The sequence below is a fragment of the Flavobacterium sp. SM15 genome, from assembly GCF_022012335.1.
In the GTDB taxonomy this organism is placed as follows: domain Bacteria; phylum Bacteroidota; class Bacteroidia; order Flavobacteriales; family Flavobacteriaceae; genus Flavobacterium.
Window position 1 is genome coordinate 377,257 of the sequence record NZ_JAKLTO010000001.1, and the last position, 15,503, is coordinate 392,759.

At 39.4% G+C, this 15,503-nt stretch carries 14 protein-coding genes; 7 read left to right on the top strand and 7 right to left on the bottom strand.

Annotated elements, in window-relative coordinates:
* Window positions 1-20 precede the first annotated feature (20 nt).
* Complete coding sequence (gene kbl / locus LZZ90_RS01775; protein WP_237788964.1) at window positions 21-1,211, bottom strand: glycine C-acetyltransferase; 1,191 nt, start codon at window positions 1,209-1,211, stop codon at window positions 21-23.
* Between the two features lie 35 nt (window positions 1,212-1,246).
* On the bottom strand, window positions 1,247-4,399 hold the full coding sequence (locus LZZ90_RS01780; protein WP_237788965.1) for an exodeoxyribonuclease V subunit beta: 3,153 nt from the start codon (window positions 4,397-4,399) through the stop codon (window positions 1,247-1,249).
* A 121-nt stretch (window positions 4,400-4,520) separates the two neighbouring features.
* On the opposite strand from LZZ90_RS01780, the gene LZZ90_RS01785 reads away from it, so the two are divergent.
* Complete coding sequence (locus LZZ90_RS01785) at window positions 4,521-5,126, top strand: superoxide dismutase (RefSeq protein WP_237788966.1); 606 nt, start codon at window positions 4,521-4,523, stop codon at window positions 5,124-5,126.
* 233 nt (window positions 5,127-5,359) lie between these two features.
* Here LZZ90_RS01785 and LZZ90_RS01790 read toward each other — a convergent pair whose 3' ends face one another.
* Genes LZZ90_RS01790 through purN form a run of 5 tightly spaced genes read right to left on the bottom strand, consistent with a single transcriptional unit; the run spans window position 5,360 to window position 10,000 of the window.
* The gene (locus LZZ90_RS01790) at window positions 5,360-7,258 is read right to left on the bottom strand and encodes an amidophosphoribosyltransferase (RefSeq protein ID WP_237788967.1); all 1,899 of its coding nucleotides are present in this window, start codon (window positions 7,256-7,258) and stop codon (window positions 5,360-5,362) included.
* A 60-nt stretch (window positions 7,259-7,318) separates the two neighbouring features.
* The gene (locus LZZ90_RS01795) at window positions 7,319-8,248 is read right to left on the bottom strand and encodes a PfkB family carbohydrate kinase (protein ID WP_237788968.1); all 930 of its coding nucleotides are present in this window, start codon (window positions 8,246-8,248) and stop codon (window positions 7,319-7,321) included.
* Window positions 8,249-8,305: 57 nt separating this feature from the next.
* Window positions 8,306-8,923, bottom strand: a complete 618-nt coding sequence (locus tag LZZ90_RS01800; protein ID WP_237788969.1) for an START domain-containing protein — start codon at window positions 8,921-8,923, stop codon at window positions 8,306-8,308.
* Window positions 8,924-8,950: 27 nt separating this feature from the next.
* On the bottom strand, window positions 8,951-9,421 hold the full coding sequence (gene rnhA / locus LZZ90_RS01805; protein WP_237788970.1) for a ribonuclease HI: 471 nt from the start codon (window positions 9,419-9,421) through the stop codon (window positions 8,951-8,953).
* Window positions 9,422-9,436: 15 nt separating this feature from the next.
* On the bottom strand, window positions 9,437-10,000 hold the full coding sequence (gene purN / locus LZZ90_RS01810) for a phosphoribosylglycinamide formyltransferase (RefSeq protein ID WP_237788971.1): 564 nt from the start codon (window positions 9,998-10,000) through the stop codon (window positions 9,437-9,439).
* Between the two features lie 198 nt (window positions 10,001-10,198).
* Here purN and LZZ90_RS01815 point away from each other — a divergent pair, with 198 nt between their 5' ends.
* From LZZ90_RS01815 to LZZ90_RS01840, 6 genes are all read left to right on the top strand, one after another.
* Entirely contained in the window at window positions 10,199-10,435 is a 237-nt protein-coding gene (locus LZZ90_RS01815) for an acyl carrier protein (RefSeq protein ID WP_026980165.1), read from the top strand.
* Window positions 10,436-10,616: 181 nt separating this feature from the next.
* Entirely contained in the window at window positions 10,617-11,870 is a 1,254-nt protein-coding gene (fabF, locus tag LZZ90_RS01820) for a beta-ketoacyl-ACP synthase II (RefSeq protein ID WP_237788972.1), read from the top strand.
* 9 nt (window positions 11,871-11,879) lie between these two features.
* Window positions 11,880-12,629, top strand: a complete 750-nt coding sequence (rnc, locus tag LZZ90_RS01825) for a ribonuclease III (protein ID WP_237788973.1) — start codon at window positions 11,880-11,882, stop codon at window positions 12,627-12,629.
* A 96-nt stretch (window positions 12,630-12,725) separates the two neighbouring features.
* Window positions 12,726-13,211 (top strand): IPExxxVDY family protein, encoded by a 486-nt coding sequence (locus LZZ90_RS01830; protein ID WP_237788974.1) that lies wholly within the window; start codon window positions 12,726-12,728, stop codon window positions 13,209-13,211.
* A gap of 4 nt (window positions 13,212-13,215) precedes the next feature.
* On the top strand, window positions 13,216-14,646 hold the full coding sequence (gene pyk / locus LZZ90_RS01835) for a pyruvate kinase (protein WP_237788975.1): 1,431 nt from the start codon (window positions 13,216-13,218) through the stop codon (window positions 14,644-14,646).
* A 51-nt stretch (window positions 14,647-14,697) separates the two neighbouring features.
* On the top strand, window positions 14,698-15,465 hold the full coding sequence (locus LZZ90_RS01840) for a Bax inhibitor-1/YccA family protein (protein WP_237788976.1): 768 nt from the start codon (window positions 14,698-14,700) through the stop codon (window positions 15,463-15,465).
* The last annotated feature ends 38 nt before the right edge of the window (window positions 15,466-15,503 follow it).

Genomic DNA, 15,503 nt, shown 5'->3' on the forward strand with positions numbered 1-15,503 from the left:
TCTTACTAAAAATTATTTAATTAGATCACTTTTAGCATTTTTCCCACCTCAGTAAAAGCTGAAACCGCTTTATCCAAATGTTCTTTGGAATGTCCGGCAGAAAGCTGTACACGAATTCGCGCCTTATCTTTCGGCACTACCGGGAAGAAAAATCCGATTACATAAATTCCTTTTTTCAAGAGCTCATCTGCCATAACCTGAGACAATTTCGCATCGTATAACATCACCGGCACTATAGCCGAATCTCCATCAATAATATCAAAACCGGCTTGTTTCATCCCTTCCTTGAAATAATTGGTATTCCACTCCAATTTATCGCGCAACGAAGTGTCTTTTTCCAACAATTCAAATACTTTAATGGAAGCTCCAACAATAGACGGTGCCAATGAGTTCGAGAACAAATACGGACGGGAACGTTGGCGTAAAATTTCAATGATTTCTTTTTTAGCTGTAGTATAACCACCCATTGCACCTCCCAAAGCTTTCCCTAAAGTTCCGGTAATAATGTCCACACGGCCCATCACACCTTTAGCCTCCAAAGTTCCTTTTCCAGTCGCTCCGATAAAACCGGCTGCGTGGCATTCGTCTACCATCACCATAGCATCGTATTTATCAGCAAGGTCACAAATCTTATCCAGTGGCGCTACCAATCCGTCCATAGAGAACACTCCGTCGGTTACGATTAACTTAAAGCGATGACCGGCTTCAGTAGCTTTAATAAGCTGCGCTTCCAAGTCTGCCATATTGTTGTTTTCATAACGGTAACGCGCCGCTTTACACAAACGCACCCCGTCAATGATCGAAGCATGGTTCAAGCTATCAGAAATAATACAGTCTTCCTCTCCTAACAAAGGCTCAAAAACTCCTCCGTTGGCATCAAAAGCAGCGGCGTATAAAATGGTATCTTCGGTACCGTAGAAATCGGCAATTTTTTGTTCAAGGGTTTTGTGAATGTCCTGAGTTCCGCAGATAAAACGCACTGACGACATCCCAAAGCCGTGGGTATCCAAAGCATCTTTAGCAGCCTGAACCACTTCTGGATGCGACGATAATCCTAAATAATTGTTGGCGCAGAAATTCAAAACCGTTTCACCGTTCACGGTAATTTCCGCTCCTTGTGGCGAAGTGATGATGCGCTCTTTTTTGTACAATCCGTTTTCCTGAATCGTTTTTAACTCATTTTGCAAATGGTCTTTTATTTTCCCGTACATGCTTTTATGTTTAAGGTTTGTAGTTTGTGTTTGGATTACAAATGTACTATTTCTAATTTTTCTCCTATATACACCAGCGTTTTTTTCTCCACAACATAACCCATTTCCTGCAATGCTTTTTCGTACTCCAACAACTGTTTTTCATATTTAGTCTGATGCGCCCCGGTTTTATAATCCAGTAAATAGGCCGCATTATCCTTCACAGATACACGATCCGGCTTAATGGTAGCGGTTCCTTTTTTAATAATTGCCTGCTCGTTAAAAACTTTATTATCCGAAGAAAAGAACACCTCCAGCTCCGGATGCGTAACAATTTCCTGCAAAGTCACTAAAACTTCTTGCTTTTGCGACTCGGTAATTAATCCGTTTTCAATTGCTTTTGTTGTGGCCAAATCGATATCGGTTTCGGTTTTTACAAATGACAAAATTTCGTGCATTACATTTCCGAATTCGATGGCTTTGATCTGATCGGTTCCCCACATTAAAGCTTCACGCTGGGCAATTTTGATTTTCTTCGGATTAAAAATTTCGTTAACAATTTCAATGGTTGGCTGCTTTTCCTTCCCTTTTCCTACTTCGGAAAGGCGTTCTTTCTTACCAAAATCAAATTCCATTTTCCCCTCTTCATATTTTTTTACAAAGTCAAGATATTTGATAAAATAAGACGACATATTGTTGGTCAACTCCCCTTTCGCGCTCAGATTTTTGCCGGAAATAATGTAAAGCTGCTCTTCGGCTCTGGTAAGCGCTACGTACAATACATTAATATTATCCAGCAATTCTTCCTGACTCTTTTCATTATAAATTTCTGAAGCTTTTTCTCCGTATTCAGCCACTTCTTTTTTAGTGTCGACCAGTGCTTTAGGAAGATTCAGGTTTTCGTCTTCCAGATCCAGCCACATTTTGTTTCGTGGTTTTTTGGCGTAATCTTCTTCGGCAAAGGGAAAAATCACCACCGGAAATTCCAGCCCTTTAGATTTGTGAATGGTCATGATTCGTACCGCATCGTTCCCTTCCGGCGAAGGAATACTGAATTTCGAACCGTTGTTGTCCCAATACTCCAGAAAATCCGCAATACTCGACTGAATCCTTACATCGCGCTCAAGCACCAAGTCCATAAAATACTGCACGTAAGAAACCGTACTTTTTTCCTTGATGAACGTCGAAACAATAATTTCAACCGCTTCATACAACGATTTTTTACGGCAATTTTTAAACGAAATCGACATTCCGAACTCCTCCAGCCATGCTTCCAGTACTTCTTCTGAAAATTTTGCCATTCCGGTTTCGATAAAATCATGAATCGGGAATTCGGTTTGTTTGTTTCTGGCGATAAAATAAAGCACGGCCGCTTTGGCTTCTTTGTCGTTATTGTTTTTTAGGTAACGAAGCACGTTCAAGATCAGCTTTACTTCGGTGGCATTTTCAATTAAAAGGGTTTCCGAGGAAAGAATCGGAATGTCGTTTTCGGTTAAATAATTCGCCAAGGCTACTCCGGAATCTCTTTTTCGGGTAAGCAACACCATATCCCGATACTGAAAACCTTGCGCTTTTACTTTATTTATGGTAGCCAGTGTGGCTTTTAGATACAATTGTGTTTTATCGTCGGCTTCCTCATCCGTGCTTTCATCGGATTTCTCAACTTTCGGAATAAAAGAAATGTTCACATAACCGCCTTTTTTGGCATTGGTTTCCTGATGACTTTTGTTGCGGTACAACTCCTGATAATCTTCATTGGCAAATTCATCGGCCAACATAGCAAAGAACGCATTGTTGAATTCAATTACTTCCGAATAACTTCTGAAATTCCGTTCCAATCTTACCACGCCTTTGTCTTTGTTGGAAAACGGATTTTCATCGTGACTTAAGCTGATGAACTGCTCGGCTTTTCCACCACGCCAACGGTAAATCGATTGTTTGGGATCGCCTACAATCATTAATGAGCCGCGCGTACCCGACAAATCTTCTGAAGCCAGCGCATTATCAATTAACGGAACCAAGTTGTGCCACTGCATTTGAGAAGTATCCTGAAACTCGTCAATAAAAAAATGCCTGTACCGCTCCCCCAATCGCTCGTAAATAAACGGTGCGGGCTGGTTTTGTATTTCTTTGTGAATGATAGCATTGAATTCGGAAATCGACAAGATATTTTGGTCTTTTTGAATCGTTTCCAACTCCTGTGCAATCGAATTCAAAAGCGATAAGGGCGTAATGTTTTTCTGAAAAGCCGAATAGAAATTTTTCTTCTCATAATTTTTATAGACTTTGGCCAGAATTGCTATCAATTCAGGCGCAATACTTTCAATTACGGTTTTGTCTTTAGCTCCTTTTTTAATTGCAATCGCTTCCGGTTCCCTGAATTTATGGTTATTAGCTTTGGGATCGTTGTTTGCGATAAAATTCAAATGTTTTGGAAACGTACCATAAGGAAATGATGCTTCATCCACTCCGCTATTCTTCAATAATTGCAACGCTTCATTAGCTAAACTTGCCGAAATCTCTTCCAGTTGTTTTATTGCTTCGGATAATTTGTCCCGAATTACCAAAAATTCATCGATGGTTTTCTCATGAAAATGCGAGATTTCGTTACGGTTGTTTTCGTTTACCAGCAGTTTGCTCACATCAAGCAATTCGTGGGTTACGTCCCAGCTTTTATCGCTATCGGTTTTATCAATAGAGAAATCAACCAGAATTTTGGTTAGCAATTCATCTTCACCGGCTTTGGCAATAATTGCATCTACGGCTTTCTGTAAAAGAAGGTCGGTTTCCAACGATACGTCAAAAGTTTGCGGAAGGCCTAAATCATGGGCAAAAGTTCGAATGACTTTGTGGGTGAACTTGTCAATGGTGGAAATATCGAACGCCGCGTAATTATGGATGATATTTTTGATAATCGCCTTTGATTTATCTTTAAGGGTAGCCATCGACAATTTGGTTTCCTCCGAGATGTTTTTCATGAAATCCTGTGCTTTTTCACTTGGATTGTCTTTCGAAAACTCGTGCAAAGAAGAAACAATACGGCTTTTCATCTCCTCAACCGCTTTGTTGGTAAAAGTGATGGCCAGGATTTTTTTATACGCATCGTTAGTATCCGAAAGCATCAGAATTTTTAAATATTCTTTTACCAGCGTATAGGTTTTTCCGGAACCGGCAGAAGCGTCGTAAAGGGTGAAGGCGTGTTTATTCAACTTTTTTAAATTATTAAATTGAGTTTATTAATCAAGGTATAGAGAATTACTATTTTCTTTTACGAAGATAAATTTATAATTTTGAATGAATTTAATTATTAATCTTTAAATATAAAACATCATGGCATTCGAGTTACCAAAATTACCATACGCTTATGACGCTTTAGAGCCGCACATCGACGCGCGCACTATGGAAATCCACCATTCTAAACACCATAACGCCTACATTACCAACTTAAACGCAGCTATCGCTGGAACGGATTTAGAAGGAAAATCAATTGAAGACATCCTTAAAAATCTTGATATGAACAATATGGCAGTACGTAACAACGGTGGTGGACACTACAACCATACTATGTTCTGGGAAATCATGGCTCCAAACGCTGGTGGTTTACCAACAGGTGAATTGGCAGACGCTATCAACGCAGCTTTTGGTTCTTTCGAAGAATTTAAAGCACAATTCGCTAAAGCTGGAGCAACTCGTTTCGGATCTGGTTGGGCTTGGTTGTGTGTAAAAGACGGAAAACTGGAAGTTTGTTCAACGCCTAATCAAGACAACCCAATCATGCCGGGCGTACCTTGTGGAGGTCAGCCAATTTTAGGAATGGACGTTTGGGAACACGCTTACTACTTAAACTACCAAAACAGAAGACCGGATTATATTGAGGCGTTCTTTAATGTAATCAACTGGGCGGAAGTAGCTAAACGTTACGCAGCAGCGAAATAAAAACTGCTTTATAAAAATAAAAAAGCGTTCATTAACCTGAACGCTTTTTTTATGCGGTATAACTAACTTTAAAAATAAAAAGGTGGAATTTCTTCCACCCTTTTTGCCCCAAATCTACCATAAACTTAACCTACTAATGCTATGGTGATACGAATGTATGGCGAGGTTTCTCATCGTTCAAAAAAATCAGATAAACTGCATATAAAGTCGACGAAAAACACATTTGTCAGATTTTAGTACGCCCTTGCATCCTTACCTTCGTAGAAGTTCATGAATGCTCGGTTTACCACGCGGTTTCCACCATCGGTAGGGTAATTCCCTGTGAAGTACCAGTCTCCCAAGTTCTTAGGACACGCTTTATGTAAATTATCTACTGTTTGGAAAATAATTTTCACTTCGGCTTTTACTGATTCTTCGGTAAGCATCTCAGCTATTTTATCGGAGATCTCCTGATCGGTAAACGGCGCGTAAATTTCTTTTACATAATTCACTACTTCACTGTCGTGAAAATGCTCCTGCGCTTTCGATTTTTGATACACTTCTTCCACAATGTGGTACAGGTTTCGTTCTTTTAATAACGCCATCGCCGCGCGGAACGCCACCAGACCTTCCAGTTTTGCCATATCGATCCCGTAACAGTCCGGATAACGGATTTGTGGTGCCGATGAGACAATTACCAGTTTTTTAGGATGCAGGCGATCCAACATTTTGATGATACTTTGTTTAAGTGTGGTTCCGCGTACAATACTGTCGTCGATGATTACCAGATTGTCCGTTGGTTTTACCACGCCATAGGTAACATCGTAAACATGTGCCACCATATCATCACGGCTACTGTCTTCGGTAATGAACGTTCTTAGTTTTACGTCTTTGATCGCAATTTTTTCCGATCTAAGCTTTACCGATAAAATTTCCTGTAATTTCTCTGCAGAAAGCGAATCTTTATGAGCTAAAATATCGTTGATTTTGCGCTGGTTCAAAAAGTCATTGGCTGCTTCTACCATTCCGTAGAATGAGGTTTCTGCAGTGTTTGGGATATAGGAAAAAACCGTGTTGTCGGTATCATTATCAACTGCTTTTAAAACTGCCGGCATGATTAATTTTCCTAAATCTTTTCGTTCCTGATAAATTTCGGCATCACTTCCTCTGGAGAAGTAAATACGCTCAAACGAACAGGCTTTTAATGGCAAGGCCTCACGGATTTGTTCATCAATAACACGGCCATCTTTTTTAACAATAATAGCATGTCCTGGAGTGATTTCCTTAATGGTCTCAAAAGGAACATTGAAAACTGTTTGGATTACCGGACGCTCGGAAGCCACCACCACAATTTCATCATCCTGATAGTAAAACGCCGGACGAATTCCAGCAGGATCACGGGTAACAAAAGCATCTCCATGACCTAACAAACCGGCCATCGCGTAACCCCCATCCCAGTTTTTAGAAGCTCTACGTAAAATTCTTCCGATATCCAGTTTTTCAGCAATCACCGGAGAAGCTTCTCTTTTGCTTAACCCGTCATTTTTGCATTGTTGGTACAAATCGGTTACTTCATCGTCCAGAAAATGACCAATTTTTTCCATAACGGTAACCGTATCCGCCATTTCTTTCGGGTGTTGCCCTAAACGAACCAAATCCTCAAACAATTCCTTAACGTTGGTCATGTTGAAGTTTCCAGCCACAATCAAATTACGGTGCATCCAGTTGTTCTGACGCAAAAACGGGTGAACACTCTCGATGCTGTTTTTCCCAAAGGTACCGTAACGAACGTGTCCTAAAAACAACTCACCGATGTAGGGAATGTTTGCTTTTTGAAGCGCTACATTGTTTTGGTATTCAACATTTTGCTCCATTTCCTCATTAATACGATGATTGATTTGTGCAAAAATATCCTGAATCGGTTGCGCTTGATTGGAACGCACTCGGCTAATGTATCGTTCTCCCGGCTCCACATCGAGTTTGATGCTGGCCAGACCGGCACCGTCCTGACCACGGTTGTGTTGCTTTTCCATTAACAGGTACATTTTCTGCACCCCATAAAAAGCCGAACCGTACTTTTCTTTATAGAATTCTAAAGGTTTTTTTAATCTTAAAAGGGCAATGCCACACTCGTGTTTTAAAGCGTCGCTCATAGTTGTTGTGTTGTTGTATTAATTAAAAGAGCCCCGTTTCCGAGGCTCATGATTGTATAGTTAGTTTTCTAACGCGATTTCAAATTGTGTCAAGGCTTTAAACTGCTGCAAACGAGCGGAAACCTCTTCTTTTTTCAGGTTTTCCATTCGCTCGGTTCCGAATTTCTCCACACAGAACGAAGCCAGGTTTGAACCGTAAATGATTGCATTTTTCATGTTCTCGAACGAAACGTTTTCACTTTGGGTGATGAATCCTGCAAAACCTCCCGCAAAGGTATCTCCTGCTCCGGTTGGATCGAATACTTCTTCTAATGGTAAGGCCGGTGCGAAGAATACGTTTTTCTCATTAAACAATAAAGCGCCGTGTTCTCCTTTTTTGATCACTACATATTTAGGTCCCATCGTATGAATTTTAGCCGCTGCTTTTACCAAAGAATATTCACCTGATAACTGACGTGCTTCTTCATCGTTGATTGTAATAACATCCACACGTTTGATTACGTCCATTAATTCCGGTAAAGCACAATCCATCCAGAAGTTCATTGTATCCAAAACCACTAATTTCGGCTTCACTTCCATTTGGTCCAAAACGCTGCTTTGTACCAGTGGGTGTAAATTTCCAAGCATTACCACATCAGCATTTTTAAAATCTGCTGGCACTTTTGGTTGAAAATCTGCCAATACGTTTAACTGTGTATCTAAAGTATCTCTTGAATTCAAGTCGTTGTGGTAACGACCACTCCAGAAGAACGTTTTTCCGCCCTGAACTACTTCAAGACCAGAAAGATCAATGTTTTTATTTTTTAATAAATCAATATGTTCCTGTGGAAAATCATCCCCAACAACCGAAACAATTGCGGATTTCAAGTTAAAATGAGAAGCCGAAAGACCGATATACGTACCTGCTCCACCTAAAATTTTATCGGTTTTTCCGAAGGGAGTTTCAATTGCATCAAAGGCTACTGTGCCTACAATCAATAATTTATTCATAAAAGGTTTCTAATTTTGAAGCTGCAAATGTACGATTTTGTTTTGGTTCTGAAAAGCCTATTTTTTGTTAAGATTTTCTACGCGTTTCCGGAGTTCTTTAAACGACTCGAACGGCCCTTTGGTAACAACCATATTTACCATAAACGCCGGTATACTCCCCCCTGGATTCCCGTAAATTTGCTGCACTACATAGGTTTGCTGTTCATTGATTTTTTTTAAAAACCAAAATCCTTTAAAGCTTTTCAAACGAACAATTCCTTCTTTCTCTTTCATCAAATTGTTTATCGGTAAAATGGTTATGAGTTGTTCGTTGGGTTTCTTACTAAGTGTAACACGCGATACATGATCCCGATCCTGAATCGGCCATCCCAAATGGTGCTTCATATAGAAAACCCAACTGGTGTCTGAGGTCTTCCTGATCAGTTCACTGGTTCGGGTTTTGAAATTCCACTTTTTCAAGCTGTTAATGTCCAGAATTTGTTTAGCCACTGTATCAATATTCGCTTGAACTGTCATCACAGCACGATACTCCTTAAATGGCGTAGTGTCAAGTTTAGTCAAATAAATCTTTATGCCTTCCCTATCTAAGGCAAGCTCCGATTTTTTCTGGGCATAAGTACAAAACCCCATCCACAGAAAAAAAACAACTAAAAAACGAAATTGGGACGTTCTCATCCCTTAAAGTTATGAAAATCAAGCAAATTAATCACCCTGGTTTTCGTAAAAAGTATCTATAGAAAGATTTTTTTCAGCAGAAGCCATTACCGCAAGCGCATCACAACGCTCGTTTTGCGGATGGTTGTTGTGTCCTTTAATCCATTTGAAATCGACTTGATGCTTTCGGTAAATTTTTAAAAAACGCATCCATAAATCAGGGTTTTTCTTGCCTTTATATCCAATTTTCTCCCAACCGAACACCCAACCTTTGGTTACCGAATCCACTACATACTTCGAATCGGAAACCACTAACACTTTCGTACCTTGAATTTTAAGTTTTTCCAGACCTACAATTACCGCCAAAAGCTCCATTCGATTATTGGTCGTTAAACGAAAGCCTTCATAAAATTCTTTTTTATACGGTTTCCCAACCCACTCCAAAACAACACCATAACCGCCCGGGCCAGGATTTCCTTTGGCTGCACCATCAGTATAAATATGGACTTCGTGGTTCAAAATTGTCGGTTAAAATTATTGATTTATGAGCTGCTCAATTACCCGAGGAAAATGTTTATGTTCCAGTTGATGTACTTTTTGCGCAACCTCTTCCGGGGTCAAGCAATCTTCAATATTTGTGGAAGCCTGAAAAATAATCGCCCCTTCGTCGTAATGTTCGTTTACATAATGAATGGAAATTCCGGTTTCCTTTTCATTATTTTCCAAAACAGCCTTATGAACATTCATCCCATACATCCCTTTTCCTCCATATTTTGGAAGCAAGGCCGGATGCACATTAATTACTTGATTTGGATATTGGGCGATAATTTCAGCCGGAAACATTAAAAGAAAACCGGCCAGCACAATTAAATCCGGTTGGATTTCATTTATTTTTTGCAGTACCGTACCGTCGGAAAGCTCAGTTTTATTAAAAACAATCGTTTCAACATTTTGATTTTCAGCACGCTGCAAAACTTTGGCATGTGGATTGTTAGTAAGAACTGCGACTACGGTTCCTTGACTTTTATTTTTGAAATGTAAGATGATGTTTTCGGCATTCGAGCCGGAGCCGGAAGCAAAAATTACTATTTTTTTCATCTATCCTGTAATTTTTATTACGCAGAAACAAGCGTTTTCACACTGCAAAAAAAAGAATAATAAATGATAATAAATAGAAAATGGAAGCCTTTGTAAAATTATTTTTTTAATTTCGTAGTCACATTTATTAACTAAAATGTTGTTTTAAAATAAAGTTTTTTATTTTTGCCAACAAATTAAATTTAAAAATTGAAAATTATGTCAGACATTGCATCAAGAGTAAAGGCGATTATCGTAGACAAATTAGGTGTTGACGAAAACGAAGTTGTTTCAGAAGCAAGCTTCACTAACGATTTAGGAGCTGATTCATTAGACACTGTTGAGCTAATCATGGAGTTCGAAAAAGAATTCGACATTCAAATTCCAGACGACCAAGCGGAAAACATTTCTACAGTTGGTCAGGCTATCTCTTACATCGAAGAAGCTAAAAAATAATAAATATACATCCCATGTGCTCTTAGGAACACATGGGAGTTATTATTTTTTACTCACCTTTTGATTAAAGTGAACATCCGATTGGAAACAATCAACAAAATAAAACTTAATTGCCCATGTTTCCTTTACCTTACAGAAAGTAGCATGGGTTTATTTGTTTCAATACAATAACAATTATATTATGGCATTAAAGCGAGTTGTAGTAACAGGTTTAGGCGCATTGACCCCGATTGGCAACAACATCCAGGAATACTGGGATGGTTTGATAAACGGAAAAAGTGGCGCTGCCCCAATAACATATTACGATACCGAAAAACACAAAACCAAGTTTGCATGTGAGGTTAAAGGCTTCAACATTGAAGACTATATGGATCGTAAGGAAGCTCGCCGTTTGGATAAATTTGCCCAATATGCTATTGCCGCTAGTGATGAAGCCATCAAAGATGCAGGGATTACTTTAGAAAACGTTGACAAATACCGAGTTGGAGTTATCTGGGGAGCCGGAATCGGAGGTTTGGAAACTTTCCAGGAGGAAGTGATCAACTATGCTAAAGGCGATGGAACGCCTCGTTTCAATCCGTTCTTTATCCCTAAAATGATTGCCGATATTGCTCCGGGACACATTTCGATGAGAAATGGGTTTATGGGACCGAACTATACAACCGTTTCGGCTTGTGCTTCTTCGGCAAATGCATTGGTTGATGCTTTCAACTACATTCGTTTGGGTATGTGTGACGTAATTGTTTCCGGAGGTTCGGAAGCAGCCGTGACCATTGCCGGTATGGGTGGATTCAACTCTATGCAAGCCTTATCCACTAGAAATGAGAGCCCTGAAACGGCATCGCGTCCCTTCGATGCAACCCGTGACGGTTTCGTCTTAGGAGAAGGAGCAGGAGCCTTGGTTTTAGAAGAATACGAACACGCAAAAGCGCGTGGGGCGAAAATATATTGTGAAGTAGGTGGTGGAGGTTTATCTTCGGATGCTTACCATTTGACCGCTCCGCACCCGGAAGGAATCGGTGTTATTGCCGTAATGAAAAACTGTTTGAACGACGCTGGTATGAAACCGGAAGATGTAGACCACATCAACACACACGGAACATCCACTCCTCTAGGAGATGTTGCAGAATTAAAAGCAATTAGTGCGGTTTTTGGTGAACATGCGAAAAACATCAACATCAATTCGACAAAATCCATGACCGGTCACTTATTAGGTGCTGCAGGAGCTATCGAAGCCATTGCCTCAATTTTAGCGATGCAAAACGGAATCGTTCCACCAACGATCAATCACTCAGTGGTAGATGAAAACATCGACCCTAGTTTGAACCTAACATTAAACAAACCACAAAAAAGAGACGTAAAAGTAGCCATGAGCAACACGTTCGGTTTTGGGGGTCACAATGCTTGTGTATTGTTCAAAAGACTAGAGTCATAATACGTTTTTATGAAACGCATCATCAAGAAAATATTTCAAAATTCCCGCTCTGCAGAAGACGGGATTTTTTTTGATGAACTTCAGAAAATCTTAGGTTTTAATCCTGTCGACTTAAATAATTATCGGACAGCTTTTACGCATCGTTCCATGAACAAAACCGATGAAAAAGGCCATCCTTTAAATTATGAACGTTTGGAATTTTTAGGCGATGCGATGCTGGGTTCTGTAATTGCCGCACATCTTTTTAACGAAGTACCGGCCGGAGACGAAGGCTATCTCACCAAAATGCGTTCTAAAATTGTGAGCCGCGACCATTTAAACGAATTAGGTAAAGACCTGAACCTGATTAAACATGTACAGAGTAAAGTTTCTTCTCAACATTTTGGAGAAAACATACACGGAAATTTATTTGAGGCTTTAATCGGAGCCATTTATCTGGATCGAGGCTTTGCATTTTGTGAAAAATTCATCCAGAAAAAAGTAATTGCCCCTTATGTAGACATTCCGAAATTAGAAGGAAAGGTCATCAGTTATAAGAGTCTGGTAATTGAATGGTGTCAAAAAGAAAAAAAATCTTTCCATTACGATGTTTTTGAAGACAACGGTAACGAAGGTGTTAAATATTTCGGGGTAAAACTCAAGATTGACAACAAAATAGTCGCCCGTGCCCGAGCTACTTCAAAGAAAAAAGCAGAAGAAAAAGCTTCACAACGAGCCTATTTCGCTTTTCAGGAAAAAATGGACACTAAAAACAACTAACTACTACAACTTTAGGGTACTAATTTAACGTTAACAACGCGGCACACTGTTTTTTTCATAGTTTAATGTAGTATATTTACGTTAGAATAAAAACCAATGGGCATTATCAAATTACAAATCGACGATTTCAGTTCGGTAGATTATCAGCTGATTGCAATCCATTCCACATTGGAAGATTATCGATTGGCCTATTTTGTTAACCAGACCCTTTCGGTTTCCTTCGAAAAAAGCCAGAAAGACATCGGCATTCAAATTCCGGAAGGCAAAAGTCATTTTACCCGCTTCATTTACGAAGACCAGGAAAATGAACTGTTCTGGAATCTGATCCCCAACAAAACCAAAGTTATTACAAAACAAACCAAAGCGACTTCCCTGTTCGAGGAAACAGAATTGGACATCACCACCAATATTTACCTGCTTCCCGAGCTTAAGAAAGTCGATTATTTATTAAAAATTGAACAGGTAGACGATTTTTTTGATACGGAAACCCTCTTGGAAGAGTTACTTACCATCCGACAAATCACCACTGCCTATTCCATAGATCAAAGCAAACTAAAATCGAAAAATAATTTAATATTCTGATACAATGCCAACAAGAAAAAAGACGAAGATTGTAGCGACACTTGGCCCTGCATGCAGCACCAGAGAAGTGATAAAAGAGATGATTGATGCAGGAGTAAACGTTTTTAGAATTAACTTTTCCCATGCCGATTATACCGATGTACAAGAGCGCATCGACATCATTAGAGGTTTAAATGACGAATTTGGCTATACCACCTCCATATTAGCGGATTTACAAGGACCAAAGTTACGCGTTGGCGTAATGAAGGAAGATGTTGTAGTCAATAAAGGCGACAAAATCACTTTTACCACCAAAGAAGACATCTTAGGAACGTCCGAAAAGGTCTATATGAATTATAAAGAATTCCCTAAAGATGTAAATCCCGGGGAGCGTATTCTTTTGGACGACGGAAAACTGATTTTCGAAGTTTTAAAAACTGACAAAAAAACAGAAGTACAGGCGGTTGTTGTTCAAGGCGGGCCTTTAAAATCTAAAAAAGGCGTAAACCTTCCCAATACGAAAGTTTCCTTGCCGGCACTAACAGAAAAAGACATTCGAGATGCTCACTTTGCCATTAAAGCTGATGTGGATTGGATCGCGCTATCCTTTGTAAGAACTCAGGAAGATTTAAAAGATTTACGCGATTTGATCAGCGCTAATTCCGATCATAAAATTCCGATTATAGCCAAAATTGAAAAACCGGAAGCCGTGGACAATATCGATAAAATTGTCGCATATTGTGATGGTTTGATGGTGGCTCGTGGTGATTTGGGCGTTGAAATTCCGGCGCAGGAAGTTCCTCTAATTCAGAAAAAATTAGTGCACCGTGCTAAAACGGCTAGAATACCGGTAATTATCGCAACCCAAATGATGGAAACCATGATTACCAGTTTAACTCCAACGCGTGCCGAGGTAAACGACGTGGCGAATTCAGTAATGGATGGTGCCGATGCCGTAATGCTTTCCGGAGAAACTTCGGTTGGTAATTATCCGGTACAGGTAATTGAGACCATGACCAAAATCATTGAAAGTGTGGAAGATTCACCACTAATTCAGGTGCCACAAAATCAGCCTCAAATCAAAACCAATCGTTACATTACCAAAAACATCTGTTACCACGCAGCGGTTTTAGCCAATGATATTGATGCGAAAGCCATTACTACCCTAACCAACAGTGGTTATACGGCTTTTCAGGTTTCAGCTTGGCGTCCGCACTCTCATGTTTTGGTATTTACATCCAACAAGCGCATCCTTACCCAATTGAATTTATTATGGGGAGTAAATGCTTTTTTTTACGATAAATTCGTTAGTACAGACGACACGATCGACGACATTAATGCTATTTGTAAAGAAAAAGGATTTGTAAAACAAGGGGATATGTTGGTAAACTTAGCTGCCATGCCGGTTACTGCTAAAGGAATGGTAAACACACTTAGAATTTCCGAAATCGAATAGGTTATTTTCCTACAAATTAATATATTTGATTTTATACAAAAAAAAAGTTTTATGAATTCAAGAAATCCTTTTTTCAAAAACAAATCGTACAACGAAACTAAAGTAAGCGCCCAACAATTAGAGGATGGTGCTGTAGTAATTGAGCATCTTGAACCGATGACCGTTTCGGGAACCATCAACAAGAGTTTTCTTTTATTGCTGTTGATCGTCGCTACGGCAACTATAACCTGGACTCTTGCTTTTGCAGGTTACAACCCTATTTTTCTAACCATTGGAGGGGCGATTCTTGCTTTTATTATCGTACTGACAACTTCATTTAAACCGCAATGGTCCGGTTATTTAGCCCCAGGCTATGCATTGTTTGAAGGATTATTTTTAGGAGGATTGTCAGCTTTTTTTGAGGCAGCATATCCGGGACTTGTGATTCAGGCCGTTGGTGCAACCTTCGTGACTTTTTTGGTTTGCTTTGGATTGTATAAATATCAAGTGGTAAAAGTAACAGAACGTTTTCGTTCCATTGTAATTGCTTCCACTTTAGCAATCCTGAGTTTTTACCTGATTTCCTGGATTTTATCTTTTTTTATTGAATTCCAGCCCATTCATCACGGTAACTCGTTAACTAGCATTGGAATCAGCGCTTTTGTAGTGGTAATTGCTGCTTTAAATCTGTTCCTTGATTTTGACAATATTGAAAAAGGCGTTCAAAACCGACTACCTAAATACATGGAATGGTTTGGTGCTATGGGACTAATGGTTACCCTGGTTTGGCTTTACGTTGAATTTTTACGTTTGTTGTCTAAAATTTCCAGCAGAGACTAAATATTCAAAAAAACATAATGAAAGAGAGCCTTTTCTAA